Origin of the sequence: Actinomycetospora sp., from assembly GCF_036497245.1 — a bacterium.
Classification (GTDB): domain Bacteria; phylum Actinomycetota; class Actinomycetes; order Mycobacteriales; family Pseudonocardiaceae; genus Actinomycetospora.
Genome location: NZ_DASXJS010000255.1, coordinates 20484 through 44900, shown reverse-complemented (window position 1 = coordinate 44900; position 24417 = coordinate 20484). Strand labels below are relative to the sequence as shown.

Sequence of the window (24417 nt, the reverse complement as noted above, 5' to 3'; positions counted from 1 at the left end):
GGTCTCCGGGTTGTCGACGGGCGCGCAGAACGTCCCGTCGGTGCCCACCGGGACCACCGCGAGCTGGCGTCCGTGCAGGTCGACGAGCGTGACGCGGGCGTCCGGGGCGGGCGCGCCGTGGGCGAGCCGGACCCGTCCGTGGACGGCCGAGCGCGGCTCGTCGTCGGCGGGCTCCGGGATCCCGGTGTCGATGACGACCTCGTCGACCGAGCGCGATCGTGGGAGCACCGGGATCGCGGCGGTCGCCACGAGCGCCACCAGCCCCGCCCCGGCCGCGATGAGCAGCGTCGTACGCAGTCCGGCGAGCGAGGGGAGCACGGCGTCGCCGACACGGATCGTCATCATCGAGAGCACGACGGCCGCCACCGCGGAGGCCGTCGAGGTGCCGACCGAGCGCATCAGGGTGTTCAGCCCGTTGGCGGCCGCCGTCCGGTCGGTCGGGACGGCCCGCATGATCAGGTCGGGCAGGGAGCCGTAGGCCAGCGCCACGCCTGCGCCCACCAGCGAGATCACCAGTGCGACGTGCCAGGCCTGCGAGAGCAGCATCGTCCCGATCCCGTAGGCGATGACGATGATGACCAGCCCGGCCTGCAGCGAGGTCCGCGGGCCGAAACGCGCCGAGACCCGCGCCGTCACCGGCGACATCAGCATCATGACGATGCCGTTGGGGGCGAGCACGAGCCCGGCCATGATCAACGAGAGCCCCAGGCCGTAGCCCGACGACATCGGGGCCTGCAGCAGCTGCGGGAAGGTGATCATCCCGGTGAACATCGCGACGCCCACCGGCACCGACACCAGGTTGGGCACGAGGACGGCACGGCGGGCCGAGATCCGCAGGTCGACGATCGGGTCGTGGGTCCGGAGCTCCCACGCACCCCAGGCCAGCAGGACGACGACGGAGCCCGCGACGGCGCCCAGCGTCGTGGCGCTCCCCCAGCCCCACTGCCCGCCCTTCGAGATCGCGAGCAGCCCCAGCACCAGCCCGACCGTGAGCCCGACTGCGCCGACGGCGTCGAACCGCCCGCCCGAGCGCTGCGGCGACTCCGGGATGACGAGCAGGATGACCGCGATCCCCGCGACCCCGAGGGCGCCGGCGACCCAGAACAGCGCGTGCCAGTCCGCCACCTGCACGATCAGCGCGGACAGCGGCAGGCCGAGCCCGCCTCCGATGCCCAGCGTGGCGCTCATCAGCGCGATGCCGGAGCCGAGCCGTTCCGGGGGCAGGGCGTCGCGCATCAGGCTGATGCCCAGCGGCACGGCGCTCACCGCCACGCCCTGCAGCGAGCGCCCGACGATGACCAGCACCAGCGACGACGTCAGCGCGCAGATGACGGCGCCCACGACGAGCAGCGCGAGGGTCGCGAGCAGCACGCGCCGCTTCCCGACCATGTCGCCCAGGCGTCCGGCGATCGGCGTGGCGACGGCGCCGCCGAGCAGCGTGGCGGTGATGACCCACGAGGCGTCCGCCGTCGTCGTGTGCAGCAGCGTGGGGAGCTGGGGGACCACCGGCACGACCAGCGTCATGCACAGCGACGCGATGAGGCCGACGGAGGACAGGACGGCGACGACCAGACCGGGACTGGCGGGGCTCGCGGGCGCCCGCCCCGAGCCGGAGGGCTCGATCGAGCTCTCGTCCACGACCGCTCGCGCCACCAGGCCTCCGTGCTGTCCGTTTCGTGTGCTCAACAACGAGACGTCACACTAGGACGACGGTTGCCCACGAAGAGGGCAACGTCCGGCTCCTCACATTCCTTCCGCGCCCTGGTCGCGGCAGGCGTCCACGGTGGCGGACGGGTGCGACTACCGGGTGGCGAGGATGACGGCGACGAGGCCGACGACGTTCGTGCCCAGGTGGATGCCGATCGAGGCGAAGATGCTGCCCGTCCGGCGGCGCACCACCGACATGACGACCCCGCCGATGGCCGTGACGACCAGGACGACGAGCACGCCCAGCACCGGGATCCCACCCGCGGGCGCCGCCACGGCCCCGGCGAGGTGCCAGATCGCGAACGCCGAGGCCACCGCGAACACCGCGCCGCGGCCCGCCCACCAGCGCCCGGCCCAGGCCCGTTCGGTCAGCCCGTGCAGCACCCCGCGGAACGCGAGCTCCTCGCAGAGCACCGTCCCGACCGGGATGAGCAGCAGCGCCCGCAGCACCACCGCCGACGCCGGGCTCGAGGCGACCCCCGGGTTCTCCAGCAGGGGGCGGGTGGCGGGCAGCAGGAACGCCACCGCGTAGCCGAGCGCGGCGACCCCCACGGCCGCGCCGCCCCATCGCAGCCCCGCCGACCACGTCGTCGGGCACAGGCCCAGGTCACGCCACGTCAGGCCGCCGGCGCGGGCGGCGAGCACCAGCACGAGCACCCCGGCGACGTTCGCGATCATCCGGACGACCGGGTCCGCGGGCAGGGCGGGGACGAGCAGGTTGTTCCAGGCGACCAGGCCCGCGGCGACCACGACCGCCACCACCGACAGCACGACCACGGCGGGCACCCGGCGTGGCGCGATCCCGCCAGCCACGGTCCCGTCAGCCGCGGTCCCGTCAGCCGCGGTCCCGGCGGGCGCAGGTGCGGCGCCGGGAGCGGGCGCGCGGAGCGTCGGAGAGGTCATGTCACCTTCGGGCCGGGGCCGGGTCTCGACACACCACCGTGCCATCACCACCCGTGAGCGAACCGTGAGGGTCCCGGTGGGGTGTCACCGAGGTCATACCCACCGGCGACGACAGGTGACACGTGTCACCCGTCACCGGCGAGGACGTGCCGGGCACGCTCGGTGTCGGCGGAGGTCCAGCCCGGGGGTGCGGCGATCGAGGCCCAGCCGTCGAGGATCTCGCCCTGGTAGACGTGACCGTGCCCGGGCGGCACGCCCACCGAGTTCATGAGGTCGATCGAGACCTGCCAGAACGTCACGACGGGATACCAGCTCATCGCCCCGAGGACGTCGTAGCCGCGGGGCTCGACGAGCCAGTCCGGGCGGCTCCAGAGGAGGTCCGGCGACCACCACACCACCGGATCCGACGGGTGCTGCAGGTACAGCACGTGCGGCGCGATCCACGGGGTGGCCGGCGTGCGGGCCACGGTCCGGGTCGCGTCACCGCCGGTGAACCGCACGACGAGCCCGTCGGAGTAGGTGGGCCGGATCTCCGGGCTGCCCGGGTCGCGGCGGGCGACGAGCTGCGACCAGAGCCGGTTGGTGTTCGGCGGGCCGACCCAGAGCACACCGTCGGTGTTCGCGCGGACGTCGGCGAGCGAGCTGAACGCCGCCTCCGAGCCCTGCGAGCCCAGGCTCTCGCCGAACACGATCATCTTCGGGCGGGGCTGCCCCGGGGGGATCGCCTCGATGCGGGCGTGCACGGCGTCGATGAGCAGCCGACCGGCCTCCTCCGCGCGTGACCCGTCGAAGAGGAAGGACAGCCAGCTGGGCAGGTAGGAGTACTGGGTGGCGACGATCGCGGAGTCGCCGCCCCAGATCGCCTCGAGCGAGTCGGCGACCGGGTCGTCCACCCAGCCGGTGCCCGTCGTCGTCACCACCGCGACCACCTGGCGGGAGAACGCCCCCTCGCGGTCGAGCTCGGCGACGGCGAGGTCGGCGCGTGCCTGGGGGTCGGGGGCGGACTCCAGGCCGACGTAGGCGCGCACCGGGTCCACGGCGGGCCGGCCCGAGGCGGCGGACAGGTCGGCGGGGTCCCGGCCGACGGCGACGAAGCGCCTGCCCTCCTTGCCGAGCGTGGCCCACGGCGTGAGCGAGGTCGGGGAGCCCGAGCGGGTCGGCCGCTGGGGCTGGGTGACCCCCGGGTAGGTCTGGTCGTTCACGCCGCCGAACGCCTGGTCGACGACGGCCAGGGTGCCCGCCAGCACGACGTTGTTCGCGACGGCCGCGATGACGACGCCGAGCACGACGACGGCCACCACGGTGGCGATGCGCCGGGGCAGGCGCGTGAACCGGCGCAGGCCCCGGACGAGGACGTGGTCGGCGTGCCGGACCATCCGCAGGACCGCGACGGGCACCGCGGCCACCGCCACGCCCGTCGGCGCGGCGCGGAGGTAACCGAGGTAGCCGGGAGGCTCGATCCCGACGAGGCCGGCGAGCTCGCGCTGCCAGCGCGCCCCGGCGATCAGCATCACGAGCACGACGACGGCCGCCGCGACGAGCAGGATCGGCCAGGCGGACTGCCGGACTCGCCGCGGTATCCAGCCGCGGGCGTGCGCGATCAGCCGGACCCCGTGGTGCGTGCGGCGCAGCAGGAACCAGATCGACGTCCCGATGCCGTAGCCCACGGCCGCCGAGAGGCCGGTCGCCAGGCCCTGGACCCACCAGGTGCGGGGGATCAGCGACGGGGTCATCGACAGGGCGCCTGCGGCGACGGCGAGGGTGAACCCGAGCGCGTCGACCCGCAGCCACCGCAGGCCGCGACGGTCGAGGGGCCCCGGCCCGCGGTGGACGACGTGGGCGGCGGGTGGCCGGGGGCGCGGCCCCTGCACCGGCGCGCCGGCCGGCGTGGGCGGGTCGGTCGTGGTGGTGTCGCCTCCGGCGGGCTCCGGGGTGGAGCCGGGGTCGTCGCGCTCGACCCGCGTCTCCGACACGCTCACCAGTCTGGACCACTGCCGCCCGGAGGACCGATCGGGCGGCTGCGCGTTGGACCACACGGTCGGTCACGTTCGGCCGCCCGTTCGAGCCCCGGCCCGCAGGACCCGGACGCCCGGTTCAGGCCGCGACCTCGGCGGCGTCGGCGACCTCGGCGGGCAGGGCGGCCACCTCGGGGAGCTCGACGTGGATCATCCCGTCGATGACGACGACCGGGTGCACCCGAACGGGCGTGCGGGCCGGTGGGCCGTCAGGGACGCCGGTGCGGAGGTCGAACAGGGCGGCGTGCAGCGGACACTCGACGAAGCAGCCCTCGAGATATCCGTCGGAGAGTGCGGTGTCCTGGTGGGTGCACGAGTCGTCGACCGCGTGGAGCCCGTCCTCGGTCCGGAAGACCGCCACACCGGGCCCGGACGGCTCCAGGGTGTGCTCGGGTTCCAGACGGACGGCGTCGCCGGGGGCCAGGTCGGACAGGGGACGGACGGGGACGAGCATGAGGCGCTCCGCGGGAGAGACGTGTTTGTTGCGCACTGAGGAACATTGGGCGCAATACGCAACAGCGTGGGGCCGATGCGGGGATCCCGTCAAGAGGTCGTCGTCGGGGGTGAGGTCGGCGACGCCGGGGTTGGCTACACTTTTCGCCATGTCGAGGGCCGACGGAGAGCGCAACGACCGCTCCTCGGTCCAGTCCGTCGACCGGGCGGTCACGATCTTGGAGATCCTCGCCGCGCGCGGCGAGGCGGGGATCACCGAGATCGCCGAGGAGCTCGGCGTCCACAAGTCGACGGCCTCCCGGTTGGTGTCGGCGCTGCAGCGTCGCGGTCTGCTCGAGCAGCTCGGCGACCGCGGGAAGTACGCCCTGAGCTTCGGGATCGTCCGTCTGGCCGCGGCGACGACCGGCCGGATGGACCTGGCACGGTTGGGGCAGCCGACCTGCCAGGCGCTCGCGGAGATCATCGGCGAGACGGTGAACCTCGCGGTCTCCGACGGCGAGGCGGCGATCAACGTGGCCCAGGAGTTCGGGTCCGCCGCGGTGAGCACACAGAACTGGGTGGGCCGCCGCACGCCGCTGCACGCCACGTCCGCCGGGAAGGTTCTGCTCGCGCACATGGACGAGGCCGAGCAGCGGACCCTCCTGCGGCGCCGTCTGCCCCGCTACACCGAGGCCACCATCACCGAGGCCGCGGCCCTGCGTACCGAGCTGGCCCGGGTGGTCGACGAGGGTTACGCGCGCTCCTTCGAGGAGCTCGAGGTCGGGATGCACGCCGTGGCGGTCCCGGTGTGGGCCCACGACGGGAACGTGGTGGCCGCCCTGTCCGCCTCCGGACCGTCCTACCGGCTGCCGCGCCGCCGAGCGCGGGCCGTCGTGTCGGACATGCGCGACGCGGCCCGGGAGCTCTCGGCCAAGCTCGGATGGGTCGAGCCCGCCGGCGGTGGGTCGCTGCGCTGATCGGCGCAGCGAATCGCCCCTCGTACCGGCATCCGGCCTGACGACCCCCGGCGCCCGGGAACGTCCTGGTTACGCGCCTACGTCGAACCCTTGACACGACTTCGAGCGGCGTCCCACGGTGTTGCAGTAAACAGAACATGTTGTGTGATGCGCAACACGATTCGGATGACTCGCCCGAGCGGGAGACGCCATGGGACCTCGCGTGGTCATCGTCGGAGCAGGCATCGTCGGGTGCTCCCTCGCGGACGAGCTCACGGCGCGCGGATGGACCCGGGTCACCGTGCTCGAGCAGGGCGAGCCGGTCCGCACGGGCGGCTCGACCTCGCACGCCCCGGGCCTGGTGTTCCAGACCGCGGGCCACCCGACGATGACCCGGTTCGCCCGGGCCACCGCCGCGAAGTACGGCTCCCTGCGGCTCGACGGCAGGCCCTGCTTCCGGCCGGTCGGCGGGCTCGAGGTGGCCGCAGGCCGGGAGCGTCTGGCGGATCTGCGCCGCCGCCACGGCTGGGCCACCGCGGCGGGCATCGAGAGCCACCTGCTCGACCCGGGGGAGTGCGCCGCCCTGCACCCCCTGATCGACCGGGAGGTCGTCCTCGGCGGTCTGCACGTCCCGTCGGACGGGGTGGTCGTCCCGCTCGGGGCGGCCCAGGCCCAGGCCCGTGCGGCCACCGCGCGGGGCGCGGAGTTCCGCCACGGCGTGCGGGTCACCGGGATCGACACCACCGGCGGGCGGGTCCGAGGGGTCGAGACCGATCACGGCCCCGTTCCCGCCGAGGTCGTCGTCTCCGCGGCGGGGATGTGGGGCCCGCTGATCGGCGCGATGGCCGGGGTCACGGTGCCGCTCACGCCGATGGCCCACCAGTACGCCTGGACGACCCCGGTGCGCGAGCTCGACCTCCTCCAGAAGCTGCGGGGCCTCGTCGACCCCGGTGGCGCGGTGTTCCCGATGCTGCGCCACCCGGACGCCGAGGTCTCCGTCCGCGAGCACGGCGACCGCCTGGGCGTCGGCGCGTGCGGCCACCGCGCCATGCCCGCCGACCCCGCCGGCCTGGACCGCCCGGGTCCCGACCGCGGCGGCATGCCCAGCGAGCGGACCTTCACCGACCTCGACTTCGAGCCCAGCTGGAACGCCGCCCAGGCCCTGCTCCCCGCGCTCGCCGAGGCCAAGGTGGAGCGCGGGGTGAACGGCCTGTTCTCGTTCACCCCCGACGGGATGCCCCTGCTCGGGGAGACGCGGGTGCCCGGCCTCTGGCTCGCCGAGGCCGTCGGGATCGCCCACTCCGGGGGCGTGGCGCAGGCCCTCGCGAGCTGGATGGTCGACGGGGTGCCGTCGTTGCCGGGTGCCGGCGCCGATGCTGACGCCGGCGCGGACGCCGGCACGGGCTCGGTCGGCGACGCCGAGCCCGTCGACGTGTCCGCCGCGCACCACGACCGCTTCGACCCGGCCCTGCTCGCCCCCACCACCGTGCGCAGCCGGGCGTGCCGGGCCTTCGACGAGGTCGAGGACATCGGGCACCCGCAGCGGCTCTCGACCACGTCGCGGCCGTTGCGCACCGGGCCCTTCGAGGCGCGCCATCGGGAGCTCGGTGCCGTCGTGGCCGAGCTCGACGGCTGGGCCGTCCCCGCGTGGTTCGGCGACAACGCCGATCTGCCGGAGGTCTGCGAGGTCCGCCCGCGCCGCGCCTGGGCCGGGCGGCACTGGTCGCCGATCGCCGGGGCCGAGGCGCTGGTGGTCCACCGGGCCGTCGCGCTCGTCGACCTCACCAGCCGCCACCGCATGGAGGTCACCGGCCCGGATGCGCTCGGGCTGCTCCAGCACCTGGCCACCGCCGACCTCGACCGGCCGATCGGGACCCGTACCCGCGCGTTGGCCCTCGACCGGGCCGGACGCATCCGCGCCGACCTCGACGTCGCGCGCCTGGCCGCCGACCGGTTCGCCGTCGGTGTGGCGACCCGCCTCGAGGCCCGGTGGCTCGCCGAGCACGCCCTCGGCGTCGTCGAGATCCGTGACGTCTCCGCGGGCACCTGCGCGCTCGGCCTGTGGGGGCCCGCCGCCGGGGTGCTGCTCTCGCGGCTGGGCGACCCGTCGGGGCGGGCGCGGACCGCCGACGCGGTCGAGATGCACGTCGGCCCGGTGCCGGTCCTCGCGCTGCGCGGTACGCCCGCCGGTGTCGACGGCGTGGAACTGCGCACCGGCGCCGATCTGGGCGCCGCCCTCTGGGACGTGCTCTGGGACGCCGGCGCCACCCTCGGCGTGGTGGCCGCGGGGGCCCGCGCGGTGACCAGCCTGCTCGTCGAGGCCGGGCACCGGACCGTCGGGCTCGGGCTGGACGCGGAGCTCACCCCCGCCGAGGCGGGCCTGGGCCATCTCGTCGACGCCGGGAAGGGCCTCTTCATCGGCCGGGCGGGTGCGCTGGCCGCGCCTCGCCGCCGGTTGGTGAGCCTCGCGCTCGACGACGCCGGCGAGGTCGTCGTCGGCGACGAGCCCGTCCTCGCCGGGGACGAGTGCGTCGGGCGGGTCGCGGCCGCGGAGGTCTCGCACGCCGAGGACGTGTCGCTGGCGCTGGCGGCGGTACCGACCGCGCTCGCCGCCGAGGGCACCGAGCTGGCCGTGGAGTACTTCGGCCGCCGGCTGCCCGCGCGGGTCGTGTCGCGGGAGGTGCGCTGACGGGGGAGCTCCTGCCGTTCGGCGCAACGTCCCCTGTGGACGGCCGGAGTTGTCCACAGGTGAGCGCGGCGGACGTTGTGCCTGGCCCGGGGACCCGGCGACCGTGGCCGTCATGCGCGAGATGATCAGGGTCCGCGGGGCGGACCACGAGCTGCGGGTCCAGGTGCTGGACGGGCGGGCCTACGTCGCGATCGTGGCGGCCGACGGGTCCGAGGACGCCGAGGCGTGGTCGCGCGCGGTGTCGCTGCCGGCCCGTCGGCTCCACGCCCTGCTGCGGGCGGCCTGGGCCGACGACCAGTACGGCGCCGTCGGCCCGCTGGATCCGCCGCTGCGGCCCTCCGACGAGCCCCCGGACGGTCCGGAGCCCGAGGAGGACCCGTACCGGCAGGAGCGGCTGCGGTTCGGGTGGCGTGACGACTGGCCCGACGGGACCTGGTCCGACGGTGCCCTCGTGCCGTTCCCCGGCACGGCGTCGTACCCCCCGGTGCCCTACCCCGCGGTGCCGTACCCCCGCGCGGTGCCGTGGCCTCCGCCGTCGTGGCGCGACCGGCCGGCGAGGTCGGGGCTGCCGTGGTCGGTCGAGGACGACGCGGCACTGCGCGAGGCCTGGATCGCCGCGGCCCCGGACACCGACCGGGCCGCGCTGATGGGCGAGCTCGCCGCGCGGTTCGAACGGACCACCGGCGGCGTGCTCAACCGCCTCCATCACGTGGGATGCGAACCCCACCGGCCGGGCGCGGCCCGGTACACCCCGCTGCGGGGGACGCCTGCGGTGCCGTGAGCGAGGATGCGCCCCCATGAGCACGCAGGACACCCCGCCGGCCGTCGAGCTGCATGTCCACGTCGAGGGCACCCTGGAGCCCGAGCTGATCCTGGAGCTGGCCGAGCGCCGCGGTGTCGCGCTGCCGTACGCCGACCTCGACGACCTGCGCGCCCGCTACGCCTTCACCGACCTGCCGGACTTCCTCGACCTCTATTACGCGAACATGGCCGTGCTGTGCACCGCCGAGGACTTCGCCGCGATGACCGGCGCCTACCTCGAGCGGGCGGCGGCGGGCGGGGTCCGCCACGTCGAGCTGTTCGTCGACCCGCAGGCCCACCTCGCCCGCGGAGTCCCGCTCGAGGCGGTGCTCGAGGGCGTGTCGGGGGCGCTCGCCGCGGCCCCGGCGGGCATGACGACCGGGCTGATTCCGTGCTTCCTGCGCGACCGTCCGGCGGACGAGGCCGCCGAGGTCCTCGAGGCGCTGGTGCGCTCCGGGACCCCGTTGCTGGGCGTCGGGCTCGACTCGGCGGAGATCGGGTACCCGCCCGTGGGGTTCGCCGACGTGTACGCCCGGGCCCGGGCCGAGGGACTGCGCCTGGTCGCGCACGCGGGGGAGGAGGGGCCGGCGTCCTACGTCCGGGACGCGCTCGACCTGCTCGGGGTGGAGCGCGTCGATCACGGCATCCGCAGCCTGGACGACCCCGCCCTCGTGCAGCGGCTGGCCCGGGAAGCGGTGCCGCTGACCGTGTGCCCGCTCTCGAACGTGCGCCTCCGGGCGGTCGACACCCTCGCCGACCACCCGCTCCCGCGCATGCTCGAGGCCGGGCTCGCCGTGAGCGTCCACTCGGACGACCCGGCCTACTTCGGCGGCTACGTCGACGACAACCACCGGGCCGTCGCGGACGCACTCGGCCTGACCCGGGACCAGGTCCGGACCCTCGCCGACAACGCGGTCGAGGCCGCGTTCGTCGACGACGCGCGCCGGACCGAGCTGCGCGCCGAGGTCGCCGCCTGGGCCGGCGCCTGACCGATCCCCCGGGAGCGGGCGTGGGCTCAGCCCTGGGCGTGCGCCCAGAGCAGGAACGCTGCGGCGTCGTCGACGTCCGCGAACCCGGCGCCGATGGCGTCGAGGAGCAGGTCGTTCGACCCGCACGCGAGCTTGCCGACGGTGTGGCGGGAACGGTCCACGTCCGGGAGCTCGACGCCGAGCACCGAGCGGGCGATGTCGCGCTTGCCCTCGCCGCCGGAGCCGCTGTCGACGCGCAGCAGCGGCAGGAAACGCTCCGGACGGGCGACCGTCAGCACGTGGGTCAGGATCGGCTCGCGGACCCCGGCCATCGCGTAGGGCGAGCGCTGCTCGGCGAGGGCCGTGAAGCGGTCCTCCAGGGCCGGGTCGGCCGGGCTGTCCTCGTCGTCGCCGCTCTCGCCGCGCAGCAGGTACTCGACGACGCTGCGGAACCGTTCCGTCGCGTCCCGGTCGCCGAGGCGGTTCCACTCCCGGGAGAACGATGTCGTGTTCCCCGAGAGGGCGAGGACGTCACTGGTGACGAAGTCCTTGAGCTGACCCGGCTCGGTGTGCGGCAGGCCGGCGCTGCTGAACATCAGCTCGTGCAGCCGGCGGAAGTCCGCGGCGTACGGGTCCGGGCGCTGACGCTGCCTGGGCCACGCCGCCTTGAGCGAGGCCAGGCGCTGGAGGGACGCGCCGGGCATGTCGTCGAGCGTCGGGAACCTCACGACGACGGGCGCAGGCGCCGGGGCGGTGGCCGCCGCCGACCGGGTCGTGCCCGCCGGCCGTGAGGCCGCCGAGCCGCTTCCGGTCGTGCGCGTCGCCCGCGATGTCGCCGCCTTCGCCGGCTTGGGGACCACGGCCCGCGGCGACACGGGCTTCGCGCCGAGCATCCAGTGGTGGTCGCACGACCCGCACTTCATCTCGTTGCGCCCGTCGTCCGCCATCCCGACGTACTCCGCGGCCGCGGCCTCGCAGCTGGGACACGCCAGCGCCATCGGTCTCCCCTCGTCGCCCCGCCGGGTCCCATCATGCCCGGCCGCCGCGGGCGTCGCGGGGCGGGTCCGGCTCCCTCACGCCCGCAGCCGCAGGCCCTTCGGGCTGTTGCGGAACCCGGCCTCGGACAGCGCCTCGGCGAGGACCCCGTCGAGTGCGCCCGAGCCGTCGGTCCGCTCCACGGAGAGTCCGCCCAGCCAGCCGTCGCGGACCGCCGCGGAGAGTGCGTTGGCGGCTCCGGTCAGGGTTCCGAGGTCGTCGGTGAACGAGAGCAGCGACTTCCCGCCGCGCTCGACGTAGATCGTCGGCTCGCCGTCGGTCAGCACGACGAGCGCCCCGGCCTTGCGCCCCGGCCGGTGCCCGGTGGTGCCGTCCTGCGCGGCGCGGGTCGGTGGCCAGTCCAGCGCGGCGCCCCAGGGCTGGGCGGGGTCGGTGGCCGCGAGCACCATCGCGCCCTGCCCGCGGGCGGAGGCGTCGTCGTCGTGCGATGTCGCGCGGAGCCGGTCGATCGCGCCGGGCACCGCGAACTGCGCCGCCCCCAGCCCCTCGACGACGTAGCCGCGGCGGCAGCGCCCGGACTCCTCCATCGCCCGCAGGACGGGGTAGATGCCCGCGAACCCGCCGCCGATCCGCTCGGTCTCCAGGGCCCCGCGGGTGAGCACCCCGTGCCGCTCGAGGAACGACTCGGTCCGTGCCTGCGCCCGCCGTGTGGTGTCGGACTCCCGCGGCGGGACCCGCGACCACCGGCCGGCCGCCGTCGGGGGCCCGGCCCGCGAGGGCATCTGCGGGCGCCCCACCCGGGCGTACCGCCCGCGCGAGGGGGCGCGTCGTCGCTGGTGGGCCGCACCCCGGCTCTTCCCGGCCGACCGGGCGCCGCCCCCGGAGACCAGCGACCGGACCGGGGCCAGCGTGTCGTTCGTGGCGTGCCCCGCCCAGACGAGATCCCACAGCGCCTCGACCGCGGTGGTGTCGTCGGGGACCGTCTCGCCCGCGTCGCGCAGGATCGTCCCGGAGCGGTCGGCGAGCTGGCGGAAGAACAGCGCCCCGCCGCCCTCGACCGGCCCGAGGGCGTCGAGCAGGGCCCGGTGCAGTGCGGTGTCGACGAGGCTGTCCTCGGGGTCGGGCAGCATGAGATCGGCGACGTCGGTCGGGGCCACCGCGAGCCAGCCGTCGCCGCCGGCGAGGGTCCCGCAGCCCGTCCAGGTCACCTCGCCCGCGCTGGTCAGCTCGTCGAGCAGGGCCGGTTGGTAGCCGGGCAGCCGCGCGGGCAGCACCAGCGACTCCCACGCGCTCGCCGGGATCGGCGAGCCCGCGAGCTGCTCGACCACACCCAGAACGTCGTCGGGTCCGGGTGCCCGCCTGCGGCGCCCTCCGATCCCGTGCCAGGGCGGCAGGAAGCGGCCGAGGGCCGCCGGCTCGACCGGTTCGACCTCCGCACGCAGTCGCGCCAGCGAGCCGCGCCGGATCCGGCGCAGGACCTCGGCGTCGCAGAAGTCGATCCCCGAGCCAGGGGTCGAGCTCCGCTGCGCGTTGTCCCCGGCGTCGGCGGCACCGCCCTCGCCCGGCACCACGGGCGCGTCGGTGGGTCGCAGCTCCCCGCGGACGAGCCGCCCGGCGCCGGTCATCCGCTCGAGCACCGCGGTCACCACCGCCACCCCGAGCCCGAAGCGCCGGGCCGCGGCCGCGGCGGGGAAGGGCCCGCGGGTGCGCGCGTAGCGGGCGAGCAGGTCGCCCAGCGGGTCGGCGACGGGTTCGGTGAACGCCTCGGGCACACCCACGGGCAGGCCCGCGCCGAGGGCGTCCCGCAACCGGCCCGCGTCCTCGATCGCGACCCACCGCGGCTCGCCCGCGATCTTCACGCGGATCGCCCGGCGGGCCGACTCCAGGCCGGTCAGCCACTCCTCGCGGACCCCGCGCGCGGCAGCTTCGGTGGTCGTCAGGTCGCCGACGAAGCGCAGCAGGTCCGCGGTGCCCTCGGCGTCGCGGACGTGGCGCTCCGGGTCGGTGCGCTGCAGCCCGGCCTCGATCTCGGCGACGACCTCGGCGTCGAGCAGCTCCCGGATGGCCTCCGAGCCGAGCAGTTCCGCCAGCAGGTTGGAGTCCAGCGACAGCGCCGCCGCCCGCCGCTCCGCCAGCGGGGCGTCCATCTCGTAGAGGAACATCCCGACGTAGCCGAACATCAGCGTGCGCGCGAACGGCGACGCCGACGTCGTCGCGACGTCCACCACCTGCACCGTCCGTGACCGCACGTCGCGCATCAGCTCGACCAGCCCGGGCACGTCGTAGACGTCCTGCAGGCACTCGCGGAACGTCTCCAGCACCACCGGGAACTGCTCGTACTTCGAGGCCACCGAGAGCAGCTGCGAGGCCTTCTGGCGCTGCTGCCACAACGGGGTCCGGCGGGTCGGGTCGCGGCGCGGGAGCAGCAGCGAACGGGCCGCGCACTCCCGGAACCGTGCCGCGAACAGGGCCGAGCCGCTCACCTCCGCCGTCACCAGCTGATCGACCTCGTCGGGGTCCAGCAGCATGTCCTCGGCGCCGGGCAGGATCTCCGCGCCGGTGTCGTCGAGGGTGTCGGGCAGCCGCAGCACGATCCCGTCGTCGGCCGAGGCGGCCGAGATCTCCAGGCCGCGCTGCTCCCGGAACCGCGCGGCGATGGCGAGCGCCCACGGCGCGTTGACCTGCGCCCCGAACGGCGAGTGCACGACGATCCGCCAGTCGCCCAGCTCGTCGCGGAAGCGCTCCACGACGATCGTGCGGTCGCTCGGGACGTGACGCGTCGCCTCGCGCTGCTCGCCGAGGTAGGACACCAGGTTGTCCACCGCCCATGGATCGAGCCCGGCCTCCTCTGCCCGGGCGCGCGCGTCGGGCTCGTCGGCGGCGGCGACCTCCCGGACGAAGGCGCCGAGCGCCCGGCCCAGCTCCAGCGGGCGGCCGGGCGCGTCGCCCTTCCAGAACGGCATCCGCGCGGGCACCCCGGGAGCCGGCTCGGCGATGACGCGGTCCCGCGTGATGTCGACGACCCGCCAGCTGGTGGAGCCCAGCAGGAACGTGTCGCCCGCGCGCGACTCGTAGACCATCTCCTCGTCGAGCTCGCCCACCCGGGAGCCGCCCGTGCCGTTCTCGCCGGACCCCGGTGTGACCACCGTGTAGAGGCCGCGGTCGGGGATGGTGCCGCCGGAGGTGACGGCGAGCCGCTGGGCTCCCGGGCGGCCCGCGAGCTCGTCGGTGATGCGGTCCCACGTGATGCGCGGACGCAGCTCGCCGAAGTCCTCGCTGGGGTAGCGCCCGGCGAGCATGTCGAGCACCGAGGTCATCGCCGAGTCCGGCAGGCCGGAGAACGGCGCGGCCCGGCGGACGAGGGCGGTGAGGTCGGACAGCGACCAGTTCTCCATCGCCGTGATGGCCACGACGTGCTGGGCGAGGACGTCGAGCGGGTTGCGCGGGTAGCGCATCGCCTCGATCTGGCCGCCGGCCATGCGCTCGGCGACCACGGCGCACGAGACCAGGTCCCCGCGGTACTTCGGGAACACCACGCCCTCGGACACCGCGCCCACCTGGTGGCCCGCGCGCCCGACCCGCTGCAGCCCGCTCGCCACCGAGGGCGGGGCCTCGACCTGGACGACCAGGTCGACCGCGCCCATGTCGATGCCCAGCTCCAGGCTCGACGTCGCGACCACGCACGGCAGCTGCCCGGACTTCAGCGCCTCCTCCACGAGGGTGCGCTGGGTCCGGCTCATCGAGCCGTGGTGGGCGCGCGCGACGATCACCTCGGCCGGCTCGGCGACGCCGGACTGGCCGACGGCCTCGGCGGGGAACGGCCCGACCGCGCTGCTGCGCGCGACGCCGCTGCCGCGCGCCGCACCCGCGTCGTCGGGGGCCTCGTCGTCCTCGTCCTCGTCGCCGAGGTCGATCGGCTCCCGCTCGGCCTCCTTCGCCGCCGCGCGCTCGGTGGCCAGCTCGTTGATCCGCGCGGTGAGACGTTCGGCGAGACGGCGGGAGTTGGCGAACACGATCGTCGAGCGGTGGCTCTCGACGAGGTCGAGCACCTTCTCCTGCACCGCGGGCCAGATCGAGGCCCGCTGGGCCGCCCCGGCCGCCGATCCCTCGACCTCCTCCTCGGCGCCCGGTCCGCTCTGGTTGCCGTCACCCTCGCCGAGCGCGCTCATGTCCTCGACGGGCACGATCACGCTGACCTGCACCGTCTTCGGCGTCTTCGGCTGGACGACCCGCACCGGACGGCCGCCGGCGAGGAACGTCGAGACCTCCTCGACCGGGCGCACCGTGGCCGACAGGCCGATGCGTTGGGCCGGGGTGTCGAGCAGCGCGTCCAGGCGCTCCAGCGAGAGCGCGAGATGTGCGCCGCGCTTCGAGGCGAGCACGGCGTGCACCTCGTCGACGATCACCGTTTCGACCCCGCGCAGCGACTCCCGCGCGGCCGAGGTGAGCAGGAGGAACAGCGACTCGGGGGTGGTGACCAGGACGTCGGGCGGGGTGCGCGCGAACGAGCGCCGCTCGTCGGCCGGGGTGTCGCCGGTGCGCGAGCCGACCCGGATGTCCGGCTCCGGGCGCCCGAGCCGGCGGCTGGCCTGGCGGAGACCGGCCAGCGGCGAGCGCAGGTTGCGCTGGACGTCGACCGTGAGCGCCTTCATCGGGGAGACGTAGAGGACGCGGCAACGGCGCTGCGGCTCCTCGGGGACCGGAGCGCCCGCGAGCCGGTCCAGCGCCCAGAGGAACGCGGCGAGCGTCTTGCCCGACCCGGTGGGCGCGACGACCAGCGCGTGCTCGCCGTCGGCGACCGCGTCCCAGGCGCATGCCTGCGCCGGCGTCGGCTCCCCGAACGCGCCGGAGAACCAGTCACGCGTGGCGGGGGAGAAGCGCTCGAGCACGCCCTCGGGGATGGTCACGCCCCCATGGTGCCCGCGGGGTCCGACAGCGACGCCCGCGATCAGCGCCGGCGCTGCGAGAACCACCACCGCAGCAGCACGACGAGCACCGAGATCAGGGCCAGCACCGAGACGACCTGCCAGAGCCAGGCCGGACCCGTGGAGTGCAGGTCGAGCGCGAGCGTCAGGGGGTCCACACGACCGAAGCTACCCGGCGCGCCGGCCCGTGGGCGCCCTCCGTCGTGAGGCCGTCCCCCGGGTTCCCTCCGGGAATCCGGTCCCTACCCTCGGACGGGTGCGCCTGACCCACTTCCGGCGGCTGATGGAGGACGAGTTCGGCGCGGTGCGCGCCGGGTCGATCAGCCGTGACCACGTGTTCTCCGCACTCGACGGCCGGACCGCCGCGCAGGCGCTCGAGGGCGGCGCGGAGCCGCGTGACGTCTGGCGGGCGGTCTGCGCCGAGTTCGAGGTGCCCGCCGACCGTCGATGAGGCGAATTCCCGGCGTGTCCCCCTGGGGGATCGAACATCTGTTCGTCTACGCTGAACGTCCGACGCGGTCGTCCACAGCGGCACCGACCGTCCGATCCGTCCACAGCCGAACACCGCAGGCACCCACGATGTCGGACCCCCGGCCTAGCGTCCTGACATGACACCGGACCGACCACCGGATCCGAACACCCGTCCCGAGGGGGAACCCCGAATGCCTCAGGCACCGGACCGCGACAAGGCGCTCGAGCTCGCGCTCGCGCAGATCGACAAGCAGTTCGGCAAGGGCTCGGTCATGCGGCTGGGTGACGAGGGCCGCGCGCCGGTCAGCGTCATCCCCACCGGCTCGATCGCCCTGGACGTGGCGCTCGGCGTGGGTGGTCTGCCCCGCGGCCGCGTCGTCGAGATCTACGGCCCGGAGTCCTCCGGTAAGACGACGGTGGCGCTGCACGCGGTCGCCAACGCGCAGGCCGCGGGCGGCGTGGCGGCGTTCATCGACGCCGAGCACGCACTGGACCCGGAGTACGCGAAGGCGCTGGGCGTCGACACCGACGGCCTCCTGGTGGCCCAGCCGGACACCGGCGAGCAGGCGCTCGAGATCCTGGACATGCTGATCCGCTCGAACGCCCTGGACATCATCGTCATCGACTCGGTGGCCGCTCTCGTGCCGCGCGCCGAGATCGAGGGCGACATGGGCGACAGCCACGTCGGGCTGCAGGCCCGGCTCATGAGCCAGGCGCTGCGCAAGATCACCGGAGCGCTGAGCCACTCCGGCACCACGGCGATCTTCATCAACCAGCTGCGCGAGAAGGTCGGCGTCATGTTCGGCTCCCCGGAGACGACGACGGGCGGCAAGGCGCTGAAGTTCTACGCATCGGTCCGCCTCGACATCCGCCGGATCGAGACGCTCAAGGACGGCACCGACGCGGTCGGCAACCGCACCCGCGTCAAGGTCGTGAAGAACAAGGTCGCGCCGCCGTTCAAGCAGGCCGAGTTCGACATGCTCTACGGATTCGGTATCTCCCGCGAGGGCTCGCTCATCGACGTCGGCGTCGAGCAGAGCCTCGTCCGCAAGTCGGGCGCCTGGTACACCTACGACGGCGACCAGCTCGGCCAGGGCAAGGAGAACGCCCGGAAGTTCCTCAAGGAGAACCCGGACGTCGCCGGTGAGATCGAGAAGCGCATCAAGGAGAAGCTCGGCGTCGGCCCGAAGCTCGACGCCGACGAGACCACGCCCGCCCCCGTCGACTTCTGACGCGGGTGGCAGCACTCGGAGGTGGCGGCTTCGGCAGGCGTCCGCGGCGTCGGGCACCCGAACCCCCGGACGCCGACGGCCACTCCGCGGACGGCCGACCCCGTGACCGTGAGGCCGATCCGCCCGCGAACCCGGAGTCGGCGGCCCGGACGGTCTGTCTGAACCTGCTCACCACACGCGCCCGGACGCGTGCCGAGCTGGCGGCAGAGCTCGAGCGCCGGGAGTTCACCGACGACATCGCCACGCTCGTGCTCGACCGCCTGGTCGAGGTGGGGCTGCTCGACGACGCCGCGTTCGCCGAGCAATGGGTCGACTCCCGCCATCGCCACCGGGGACTCGGGCGCCGGGCGCTGTCGCAGGAACTGCGGCGCAAGGGCGTGGACTCCGAGACCGCGGGCGAGGCGGTCGCCGGCCTCGACGCCGCCGCGGAGCGGGAGAAGGCCTGTGAGCTCGTCCGGCGCCGGCTGCCTTCGCTGGACCGGATCGAGTCCCAGGCGGCCGCCCGACGGCTGGTCGGGATGCTCGCTCGCAAGGGCTACGGCGGCGGGATGGCGTATGACGTCGTGCGGACCGAGATGGCCGCTCGCGGGGCCGCGCTCGACGACGCCGGACCGGACCTCGAGGACGAAGAATCGATTCCCGGGCAACGTCCGTGACCTGCAGCGACGGCCCCATTACGCACCGGTGACCGGGATCACGGAAAGATCACCTGTGACCCGGACGACAGGGCGGGAATAAGCGTCGTATTCTGCCTCGCACTACTCGGCTCGGCGCCGAGCGTTCCCCGGCTGTGCGCGGTCCCCACCACGATCGCGACAGGACGCGGCGGGAGGATCTCCGCGGGCGCCGTCCGGCTCCGTCGACGAGGACAGGTGCGAGTGACCACCACAGCACGCGACCACGGCGCCAGCCCCCCCATCGCACCGGGGCGCGCCGACATCCGGGCACGCACCCTGCGCCGTGACCGCTGGTGGCTCTCGCCGCTGGTGAACGCGCTGGGGCTCGCCACGTTCGTCGTCTACGCGACGATCCGCTCCTTCTGGGGCTCGGCGTACTTCGTTGCCGAATACCACTACCTCTCGCCGTTCTACTCGCCGTGCTTCTCGGCGAGCTGCGTCCCCGGCTCGAGCCACTTCGGGACGTTCCTGCCGGCGTTCCCGCCGTGGATCCCGCTGGCGGTCCTGTCGCTGCCGTTCCTGCTCGGTTTCCGGCTCACCTGCTACTACTACCGGAAGTCCTACTACCGGGCGTTCTGGGCGTCGCCGTCGGCGTGCGCCGTGGCCGAGCCGCACGCGAAGTACAGCGGGGAGACGCGGTTCCCGCTGATCCTGCAGAACGCGCACCGGTACTTCTTCTACCTGGCGTTCGTCATCTCGGTCATCAACACCTACGACATGGTGGTCGCGTTCCAGAGCGAGGGGCCCGACGGTTCCCGGTTCGGGATCGGGCTGGGGAACATCATCCTGCTCGCGAACGTGATCGGGCTCTGGCTCTACACCGCGTCGTGCCATTCCTGCCGCCACATCACCGGCGGTCGGCTCAAGCACTTCTCGCGGCACCCGGTCCGGTACAAGATCTGGACGGCGGTCTCGAAGCTCAACACGCGCCACATGCTCTTCGCGTGGATCACCATCGGGACGCTGATCCTCACCGACCTCTACATCATGCTCGTCGCGAGCGGCACTATTTCCGACCTGAGGATCGTGAACTGATGGCCCCTGGAACTGACTCGGGCAACACCCCCCAGGACCCGTCGATCACGCCGGACGTCAAGCACGAGACCTACGACGTGCTCGTCATCGGGGCCGGGGGAGCCGGCCTGCGTGCGGCGATCGAGGCCCGGATGCGCGGCAAGCGGGTCGCGATCATCTCGAAGTCGCTGTTCGGCAAGGCGCACACCGTCATGGCCGAGGGCGGGATCGCCGCGTCGATGGGGAACGCCAACTCCCGGGACAACTGGGAGGTGCACTTCCGCGACACCATGCGCGGCGGGAAGTTCCTCAACAACTGGCGGATGGCCGAGCTGCACGCCAAGGAGGCGCCGCAGCGGGTGTGGGAGCTCGAGACCTACGGGGCGCTCTTCGACCGCACGCCCGAGGGCAAGATCAGCCAGCGCAACTTCGGCGGGCACCAGTTCCCCCGGCTCGCCCACGTCGGCGACCGCACGGGCCTCGAGCTGATCCGGACCCTGCAGCAGAAGATCGTGTCGCTGCAGCAGGAGGACCACGCCCGCACCGGGGACTACGAGTCGGACCTCAAGGTCTTCCACGAGTTCACGGTCACCGAGCTGATCAAGGATGGCGACCGCGTGGCGGGCGCGTTCGGCTACCGACGCCCGACCGGGGAGTACGTCTGCTTCCACGCCGCGGCGGTCGTGCTGGCGACGGGCGGCATCGGCAAGTCGTTCAAGGTCACCAGCAACTCGTGGGAGTACACCGGCGACGGGCACGCGCTGGCCATGCGCGCGGGCGCCACCCTGATCAACATGGAGTTCGTCCAGTTCCACCCCACCGGGATGGTCTGGCCGCCCAGCGTGAAGGGCATCCTCGTCACCGAGTCGGTCCGTGGTGACGGCGGCGTGCTGCGCAACTCCGAGGGCAAGCGGTTCATGTTCGAGTACATCCCCGAGGTGTTCCGCGAGCAGTACGCGACCAGCGAGGAGGAGGGCGACCGCTGGTACACCGACGCGGACAACAACCGCCGTCCCCCCGAACTGCTGCCCCGCGACGAGGTCGCGCGCGCGATCAACAACGAGGTCAAGGAGGGGCGCGGCTCCCCGGCGGGCGGCGTGTTCCTGGACGTCTCGAGCCGCATGCCCGCCGAGACCATCCGCAAGCGGCTCCCGTCGATGTACCACCAGTTCAAGGAGCTGGCCGACGTCGACATCACCGCGGGTCCCATGGAGGTCGGGCCGACCTGCCACTACGTGATGGGTGGGGTCGAGGTCGACCCCGACACCGCGGCCACCTCGGTCCAGGGACTCTTCGCGGCGGGTGAGGTCGCGGGCGGCATGCACGGCTCGAACCGCCTGGGCGGCAACTCGCTGTCCGACCTGCTCGTCTTCGGGTGCCGGGCCGGCGCGGGCGCGGCGGCGTACCTCGACGCGCTCCCGAGCACCCCGGCGGTCACCACCGAGGCCGTCGACTCGGCCCTCGAGGAGTCCGAGCGGCCGTTCACGGTGCAGGGCGACGAGAACGCCTACACGCTGCACCACGAGCTGCAGCAGACGATGAACGACCTGGTCGGCATCATCCGCCGCGCCGACGAGATGGAGATGGCGCTCAAGCGGCTCGCCGAGCTGACCGACCGCATCCCCCGCGTCGGCGTCGTCGGCGGACGCGCCTACAACCCGGGCTGGCACCTCGCGCTCGACCTGCGCAACATGCTGCTGGTCAGCCAGTGCGTCGCGATGGCCGCGCTCGAGCGCCAGGAGAGCCGTGGCGGCCACACCCGCGACGACTACCCCACGATGGACGAGAACTGGCGCCAGCAGCTGCTGGCCCTCACATTCGCCCCGGAGTCCGAGGGCATCAAGGTCGACCTGAAGCACCAGGACCAGACCGCGATGCGCTCTGACCTGTTCGACCTCTTCGAGCTCGACGAGCTGAAGAAGTACTACACCGGCGACGAGCTCGGCGGGCACCGCGCGGGCCAGGGAGCGTGAGCATGGGCTACCAGGCGAAGTTCGAGGTGTGGCGCGGCGACTCCACCGGCGAGGGCTCGCTGCAGCACTTCGACGTGGACGTCGAGGAGGGCGAGGTCGTCCTCGACATCGTCCACCGGCTGCAGGCGACGCAGGCGGGGGACCTCGCCGTGCGCTGGAACTGCAAGGCCGGCAAGTGCGGCAGCTGCAGCGCGGAGGTCAACGGCCGGCCGCGGCTGATGTGCATGACGCGGATGTCGACGTTCACCGAGGACGAGACGATCACGATCACGCCGTTGCGGACGTTCCCGGTGATCCGGGACCTCGTCACCGACGTGGACTTCAACTACGTGAAGGCGCGCGAGATCCCGTCGTTCGCGCCCCCGGAGGATCTGGCGCCGGGCGAGTACCGGATGACCCAGGTCGACGTGGAGCGCTCGCAGGAGTTCCGCAAGTGCATCGAGTGCTACCTGTGCCAGAACACCTGCCACGTGGTGCGTGACCACGAGGAGAACAAGACGGAGTTCGCCGGGCCGCGCTACCTGATGCGGATCGCCGAGCTCGACATGCACCCGCTGGACGTCCGCAACCGCAAGGAGGACGCCCAGGAGGAGCACGGCCTGGGGTACTGCAACATCACGAAGTGCTGCACCGAGGTGTGCCCCGAGCACATCAAGATCACTGACAACGCCCTGATTCCCATGAAGGAGCGCGTGGTCGACCGCAAGTACGACCCGCTGGTGTGGCTCGGTAAGAAGATCTTCAAGCGCGAGGAGCTCGAGCAGCGGGACGCCACGGGCAAGCTGTCGCTCGACGACGCGGGCGCCGACAACGGCTCGCCGCTGCCCGCGGACTCGATCGGGCACATCGGCAGCTGAGGTGTTCACGGGTTCGCCGTCGACCGGAGGGCACCTTCGGCCACCAGGAGTGGCCGGAGGTGCCCTCTGCTCGTGTCGGGGGGTGCCCGTACCCGCCGTCCAGGAAGATCAGGAGCACACCAGGCAGGCCGGACGGGCCGGACGCATGCGTGGTGTGCCCCTGACGGCCGGGGAGCGGGAGCGCGTTGCCCGTCACCCCGCCGTCGGGAGGGTCAGGCTCCGTCCTCGACGAGGGCGGGCGTGCCCGCCGAGGACCGCCGCGTCCGTCGTTCCAGGTAGGTGGCCAGCGCGGTGAGCAGCAGGCACAGCGTGATGTAGACGATCGCGACGACGAACGCGACCGGCAGCAGCGGCCGCCCGAGCTGGCCGGAACTGCCGAGCAGACGTGCCTGGAAGAGCAGCTCCGGGTAGAGGATCAGGAATCCGAGCGCGGAGTCCTTGAGCAGGACGACGAGCTGACTGACGATCGTCGGGAGCATCGAGCGGACCGCCTGGGGGAGCAGGACGAACCGCGTCACCGCCGACTTGCGCATGCCCAGCGCGTAGGCCGCCTCCGACTGGCCCCGCGGCACCGCCTGCACACCGGATCGGAAGATCTCGGCGAGGACGGACCCGTTGTAGAGCGTGAGGGCCGCGACGACGGCGACGTAGGTCGAGACGGTGATCCCGACCGAGGGCATGCCGAAGTAGAAGATGAACATCATCACGACGAGCGGCACGGCCCGGAAGAACTCGACCACCGCCGTCGAGACCCGGCGCAGCCACGCGTGCTCGGAGAGCCGGCCGAGGGCGAACACCGCCCCGAAGATCAGCGCCAGGACGGCCCCGAGGGCGAACGCCCGGAGGGTGTTGACCAGGCCCTCGAGCAGCGCGAGCTGGATGTTCTCGTAGAGGATCCACTCCCACACGGTGCTGTCGAACTGACCGGTGGCGGCCAGCCGGACGATGACGAACGCCAGCAGGGCGGCGACGACGAGCACCGCCACGACGCCGAGCACGCCGTTGCGGGCGCGTGCCCGGGGCCCGGGGACGTCGAACAGGACGGCCGTGGGGGCGCTCATCGGGCACCCGCCCCGACCCGGGTCCCGCCGGAGGACGCCGACCACCGTCGTTCCAGCGACCGTTGCAGCAGGGTCATCGGCGTGATGAGCACGAGGAACCCGAGGGCGACCCAGAGGAGGCCGCCGAGCGTGGAGTAGCCGCGCTCGGACAGCGTCGAGTAGATGCCGCCCGCCTCGACCACCGAGAAGCCGGCGGCCACCGTGGTGTTCTTGATCAGCGCGATCTGCACGCTGGTCAGCGGCGGCACGACCGCCCGGATCGCCTGCGGCAGGATCACCAGGCCGAGCGACTGGCCGAAGCCGAGTCCGAGGGCTCGCGCCGCCTCGGCCTGGCCCGGGGGCACCGTGGAGATGCCGGCCCGGATGGTCTCGCAGACGAACGCCGCCGTGTAGAGCGACAGCGCGATGACGGCGAGGGTGAAGTAGTCGAGGTCGACGATCTCCAGGCGCGGGAACCCGAACGCGAAGAAGAACATCAGCAGGGTCAGCGGAGTGTTGCGCAGCAACGTCACGTAGGTCGTGGCCGCGATCCGCATGGCGGGTACGGGACTGACCCGCATGGCGGCGAGCAGGGTGCCGAGCACGAGCGAGGCGATCGAGGAGATGACGAACAGCTCGATCGTGCCGAGGAAGCGGATGCCGAACTCGCCGAGGTTGTCGAGGAGCACGTTCACGGGAGAGGCCCTCCTTCGTCGGGCCGCGGGAGCGGATGTCGTCGCCGGGGCGACGACATCCGCCCA

General features: G+C 73.6%; 19 protein-coding genes. 10 read left to right on the top strand and 9 right to left on the bottom strand.

Annotated features, from left to right (window positions below; all coding sequences use genetic code 11):
• The 4 genes from VGI02_RS26520 to VGI02_RS26505 all read right to left on the bottom strand — a co-directional run.
• Positions 1-1653 (bottom strand): MFS transporter (locus VGI02_RS26520; protein WP_331632624.1); only part of this gene is annotated, 1653 nt, incomplete at its 3' end.
• Between the two features lie 147 nt (positions 1654-1800).
• The gene (locus VGI02_RS26515; RefSeq protein ID WP_331632622.1) at positions 1801-2610 is read right to left on the bottom strand and encodes a CPBP family glutamic-type intramembrane protease; all 810 of its coding nucleotides are present in this window, start codon (positions 2608-2610) and stop codon (positions 1801-1803) included.
• 125 nt (positions 2611-2735) lie between these two features.
• Positions 2736-4583: an alpha/beta hydrolase gene (locus VGI02_RS26510; RefSeq protein WP_331632620.1), complete on the bottom strand. Its 1848-nt coding sequence runs from the start codon at positions 4581-4583 to the stop codon at positions 2736-2738.
• Between the two features lie 121 nt (positions 4584-4704).
• Entirely contained in the window at positions 4705-5079 is a 375-nt protein-coding gene (locus tag VGI02_RS26505; RefSeq protein ID WP_331632618.1) for a bifunctional 3-phenylpropionate/cinnamic acid dioxygenase ferredoxin subunit, read from the bottom strand.
• A 148-nt stretch (positions 5080-5227) separates the two neighbouring features.
• Here VGI02_RS26505 and VGI02_RS26500 point away from each other — a divergent pair, with 148 nt between their 5' ends.
• The 4 genes from VGI02_RS26500 (at position 5228) to VGI02_RS26485 (ending at position 10492) form a co-directional block, all read left to right on the top strand.
• Entirely contained in the window at positions 5228-6034 is an 807-nt protein-coding gene (locus VGI02_RS26500) for an IclR family transcriptional regulator (RefSeq protein ID WP_331632616.1), read from the top strand.
• Positions 6035-6224: 190 nt separating this feature from the next.
• On the top strand, positions 6225-8702 hold the full coding sequence (locus tag VGI02_RS26495; protein WP_331632614.1) for an FAD-dependent oxidoreductase: 2478 nt from the start codon (positions 6225-6227) through the stop codon (positions 8700-8702).
• Between the two features lie 112 nt (positions 8703-8814).
• Positions 8815-9483, top strand: coding sequence for a hypothetical protein (locus VGI02_RS26490; RefSeq protein ID WP_331632612.1), 669 nt, complete (start codon positions 8815-8817; stop codon positions 9481-9483).
• 16 nt (positions 9484-9499) lie between these two features.
• A complete protein-coding gene (locus tag VGI02_RS26485; RefSeq protein WP_331632611.1) occupies positions 9500-10492 on the top strand; it encodes an adenosine deaminase in 993 nt (330 codons plus the stop codon).
• Between the two features lie 26 nt (positions 10493-10518).
• Here VGI02_RS26485 and VGI02_RS26480 read toward each other — a convergent pair whose 3' ends face one another.
• The 3 genes from VGI02_RS26480 to VGI02_RS26470 form a co-directional block, all read right to left on the bottom strand.
• Positions 10519-11469 (bottom strand): hypothetical protein, encoded by a 951-nt coding sequence (locus tag VGI02_RS26480; RefSeq protein WP_331632609.1) that lies wholly within the window; start codon positions 11467-11469, stop codon positions 10519-10521.
• Between the two features lie 75 nt (positions 11470-11544).
• Positions 11545-16356 (bottom strand): ATP-dependent helicase, encoded by a 4812-nt coding sequence (locus VGI02_RS26475; RefSeq protein WP_422653114.1) that lies wholly within the window; start codon positions 16354-16356, stop codon positions 11545-11547.
• Positions 16357-16415: 59 nt separating this feature from the next.
• Positions 16416-16550 (bottom strand): hypothetical protein, encoded by a 135-nt coding sequence (locus VGI02_RS26470; protein ID WP_331632605.1) that lies wholly within the window; start codon positions 16548-16550, stop codon positions 16416-16418.
• Positions 16551-16648: 98 nt separating this feature from the next.
• Here VGI02_RS26470 and VGI02_RS26465 point away from each other — a divergent pair, with 98 nt between their 5' ends.
• The 6 genes from VGI02_RS26465 (at position 16649) to VGI02_RS26440 (ending at position 22616) form a co-directional block, all read left to right on the top strand.
• Positions 16649-16843, top strand: coding sequence for a DUF3046 domain-containing protein (locus tag VGI02_RS26465; protein WP_331632603.1), 195 nt, complete (start codon positions 16649-16651; stop codon positions 16841-16843).
• A gap of 211 nt (positions 16844-17054) precedes the next feature.
• Positions 17055-18095, top strand: coding sequence for a recombinase RecA (gene recA / locus VGI02_RS26460; RefSeq protein ID WP_331632601.1), 1041 nt, complete (start codon positions 17055-17057; stop codon positions 18093-18095).
• 5 nt (positions 18096-18100) lie between these two features.
• Positions 18101-18751 (top strand): regulatory protein RecX, encoded by a 651-nt coding sequence (locus VGI02_RS26455; protein ID WP_331632599.1) that lies wholly within the window; start codon positions 18101-18103, stop codon positions 18749-18751.
• Between the two features lie 222 nt (positions 18752-18973).
• On the top strand, positions 18974-19807 hold the full coding sequence (sdhC, locus tag VGI02_RS26450; protein WP_331632597.1) for a succinate dehydrogenase subunit SdhC: 834 nt from the start codon (positions 18974-18976) through the stop codon (positions 19805-19807).
• Positions 19807-21759 carry a fumarate reductase/succinate dehydrogenase flavoprotein subunit gene (locus VGI02_RS26445; protein WP_331632595.1) on the top strand — a complete coding sequence of 651 codons (1953 nt, stop codon included), beginning with the start codon at positions 19807-19809 and terminating at the stop codon, positions 21757-21759. The genes sdhC and VGI02_RS26445 overlap by 1 nt, the downstream gene beginning before the upstream one ends.
• 2 nt (positions 21760-21761) lie before the next feature.
• A complete protein-coding gene (locus VGI02_RS26440; protein WP_331632593.1) occupies positions 21762-22616 on the top strand; it encodes a succinate dehydrogenase/fumarate reductase iron-sulfur subunit in 855 nt (284 codons plus the stop codon).
• A gap of 212 nt (positions 22617-22828) precedes the next feature.
• On the opposite strand, the gene VGI02_RS26435 is transcribed toward VGI02_RS26440, so the two are convergent.
• Together VGI02_RS26435 and VGI02_RS26430 are read right to left on the bottom strand one after the other, a co-directional pair.
• Positions 22829-23677 (bottom strand): amino acid ABC transporter permease, encoded by an 849-nt coding sequence (locus VGI02_RS26435; RefSeq protein ID WP_331632591.1) that lies wholly within the window; start codon positions 23675-23677, stop codon positions 22829-22831.
• A complete protein-coding gene (locus VGI02_RS26430; RefSeq protein ID WP_331632589.1) occupies positions 23674-24351 on the bottom strand; it encodes an amino acid ABC transporter permease in 678 nt (225 codons plus the stop codon). Before VGI02_RS26430 ends, VGI02_RS26435 begins: the two co-directional genes overlap by 4 nt.
• Between the last annotated feature and the right edge of the window lie 66 nt (positions 24352-24417).

What these genes read in the sequence shown, in the direction of transcription:
- VGI02_RS26515 (WP_331632622.1), bottom strand. Translation starts at nt 2,610, where the DNA reads ATGACCTCTCCGACGCTCCGCGCGCCCGCTCCCGGCGCCGCACCTGCG.
- VGI02_RS26505 (WP_331632618.1), bottom strand. Translation starts at nt 5,079, where the DNA reads ATGCTCGTCCCCGTCCGTCCCCTGTCCGACCTGGCCCCCGGCGACGCC.
- VGI02_RS26500 (WP_331632616.1), top strand. Translation starts at nt 5,228, where the DNA reads ATGTCGAGGGCCGACGGAGAGCGCAACGACCGCTCCTCGGTCCAGTCC.
- VGI02_RS26495 (WP_331632614.1), top strand. Translation starts at nt 6,225, where the DNA reads ATGGGACCTCGCGTGGTCATCGTCGGAGCAGGCATCGTCGGGTGCTCC.
- VGI02_RS26490 (WP_331632612.1), top strand. Translation starts at nt 8,815, where the DNA reads ATGCGCGAGATGATCAGGGTCCGCGGGGCGGACCACGAGCTGCGGGTC.
- VGI02_RS26485 (WP_331632611.1), top strand. Translation starts at nt 9,500, where the DNA reads ATGAGCACGCAGGACACCCCGCCGGCCGTCGAGCTGCATGTCCACGTC.
- VGI02_RS26480 (WP_331632609.1), bottom strand. Translation starts at nt 11,469, where the DNA reads ATGGCGCTGGCGTGTCCCAGCTGCGAGGCCGCGGCCGCGGAGTACGTC.
- recA (WP_331632601.1), top strand. Translation starts at nt 17,055, where the DNA reads ATGCCTCAGGCACCGGACCGCGACAAGGCGCTCGAGCTCGCGCTCGCG.
- VGI02_RS26445 (WP_331632595.1), top strand. Translation starts at nt 19,807, where the DNA reads ATGGCCCCTGGAACTGACTCGGGCAACACCCCCCAGGACCCGTCGATC.
- VGI02_RS26440 (WP_331632593.1), top strand. Translation starts at nt 21,762, where the DNA reads ATGGGCTACCAGGCGAAGTTCGAGGTGTGGCGCGGCGACTCCACCGGC.
- VGI02_RS26435 (WP_331632591.1), bottom strand. Translation starts at nt 23,677, where the DNA reads ATGAGCGCCCCCACGGCCGTCCTGTTCGACGTCCCCGGGCCCCGGGCA.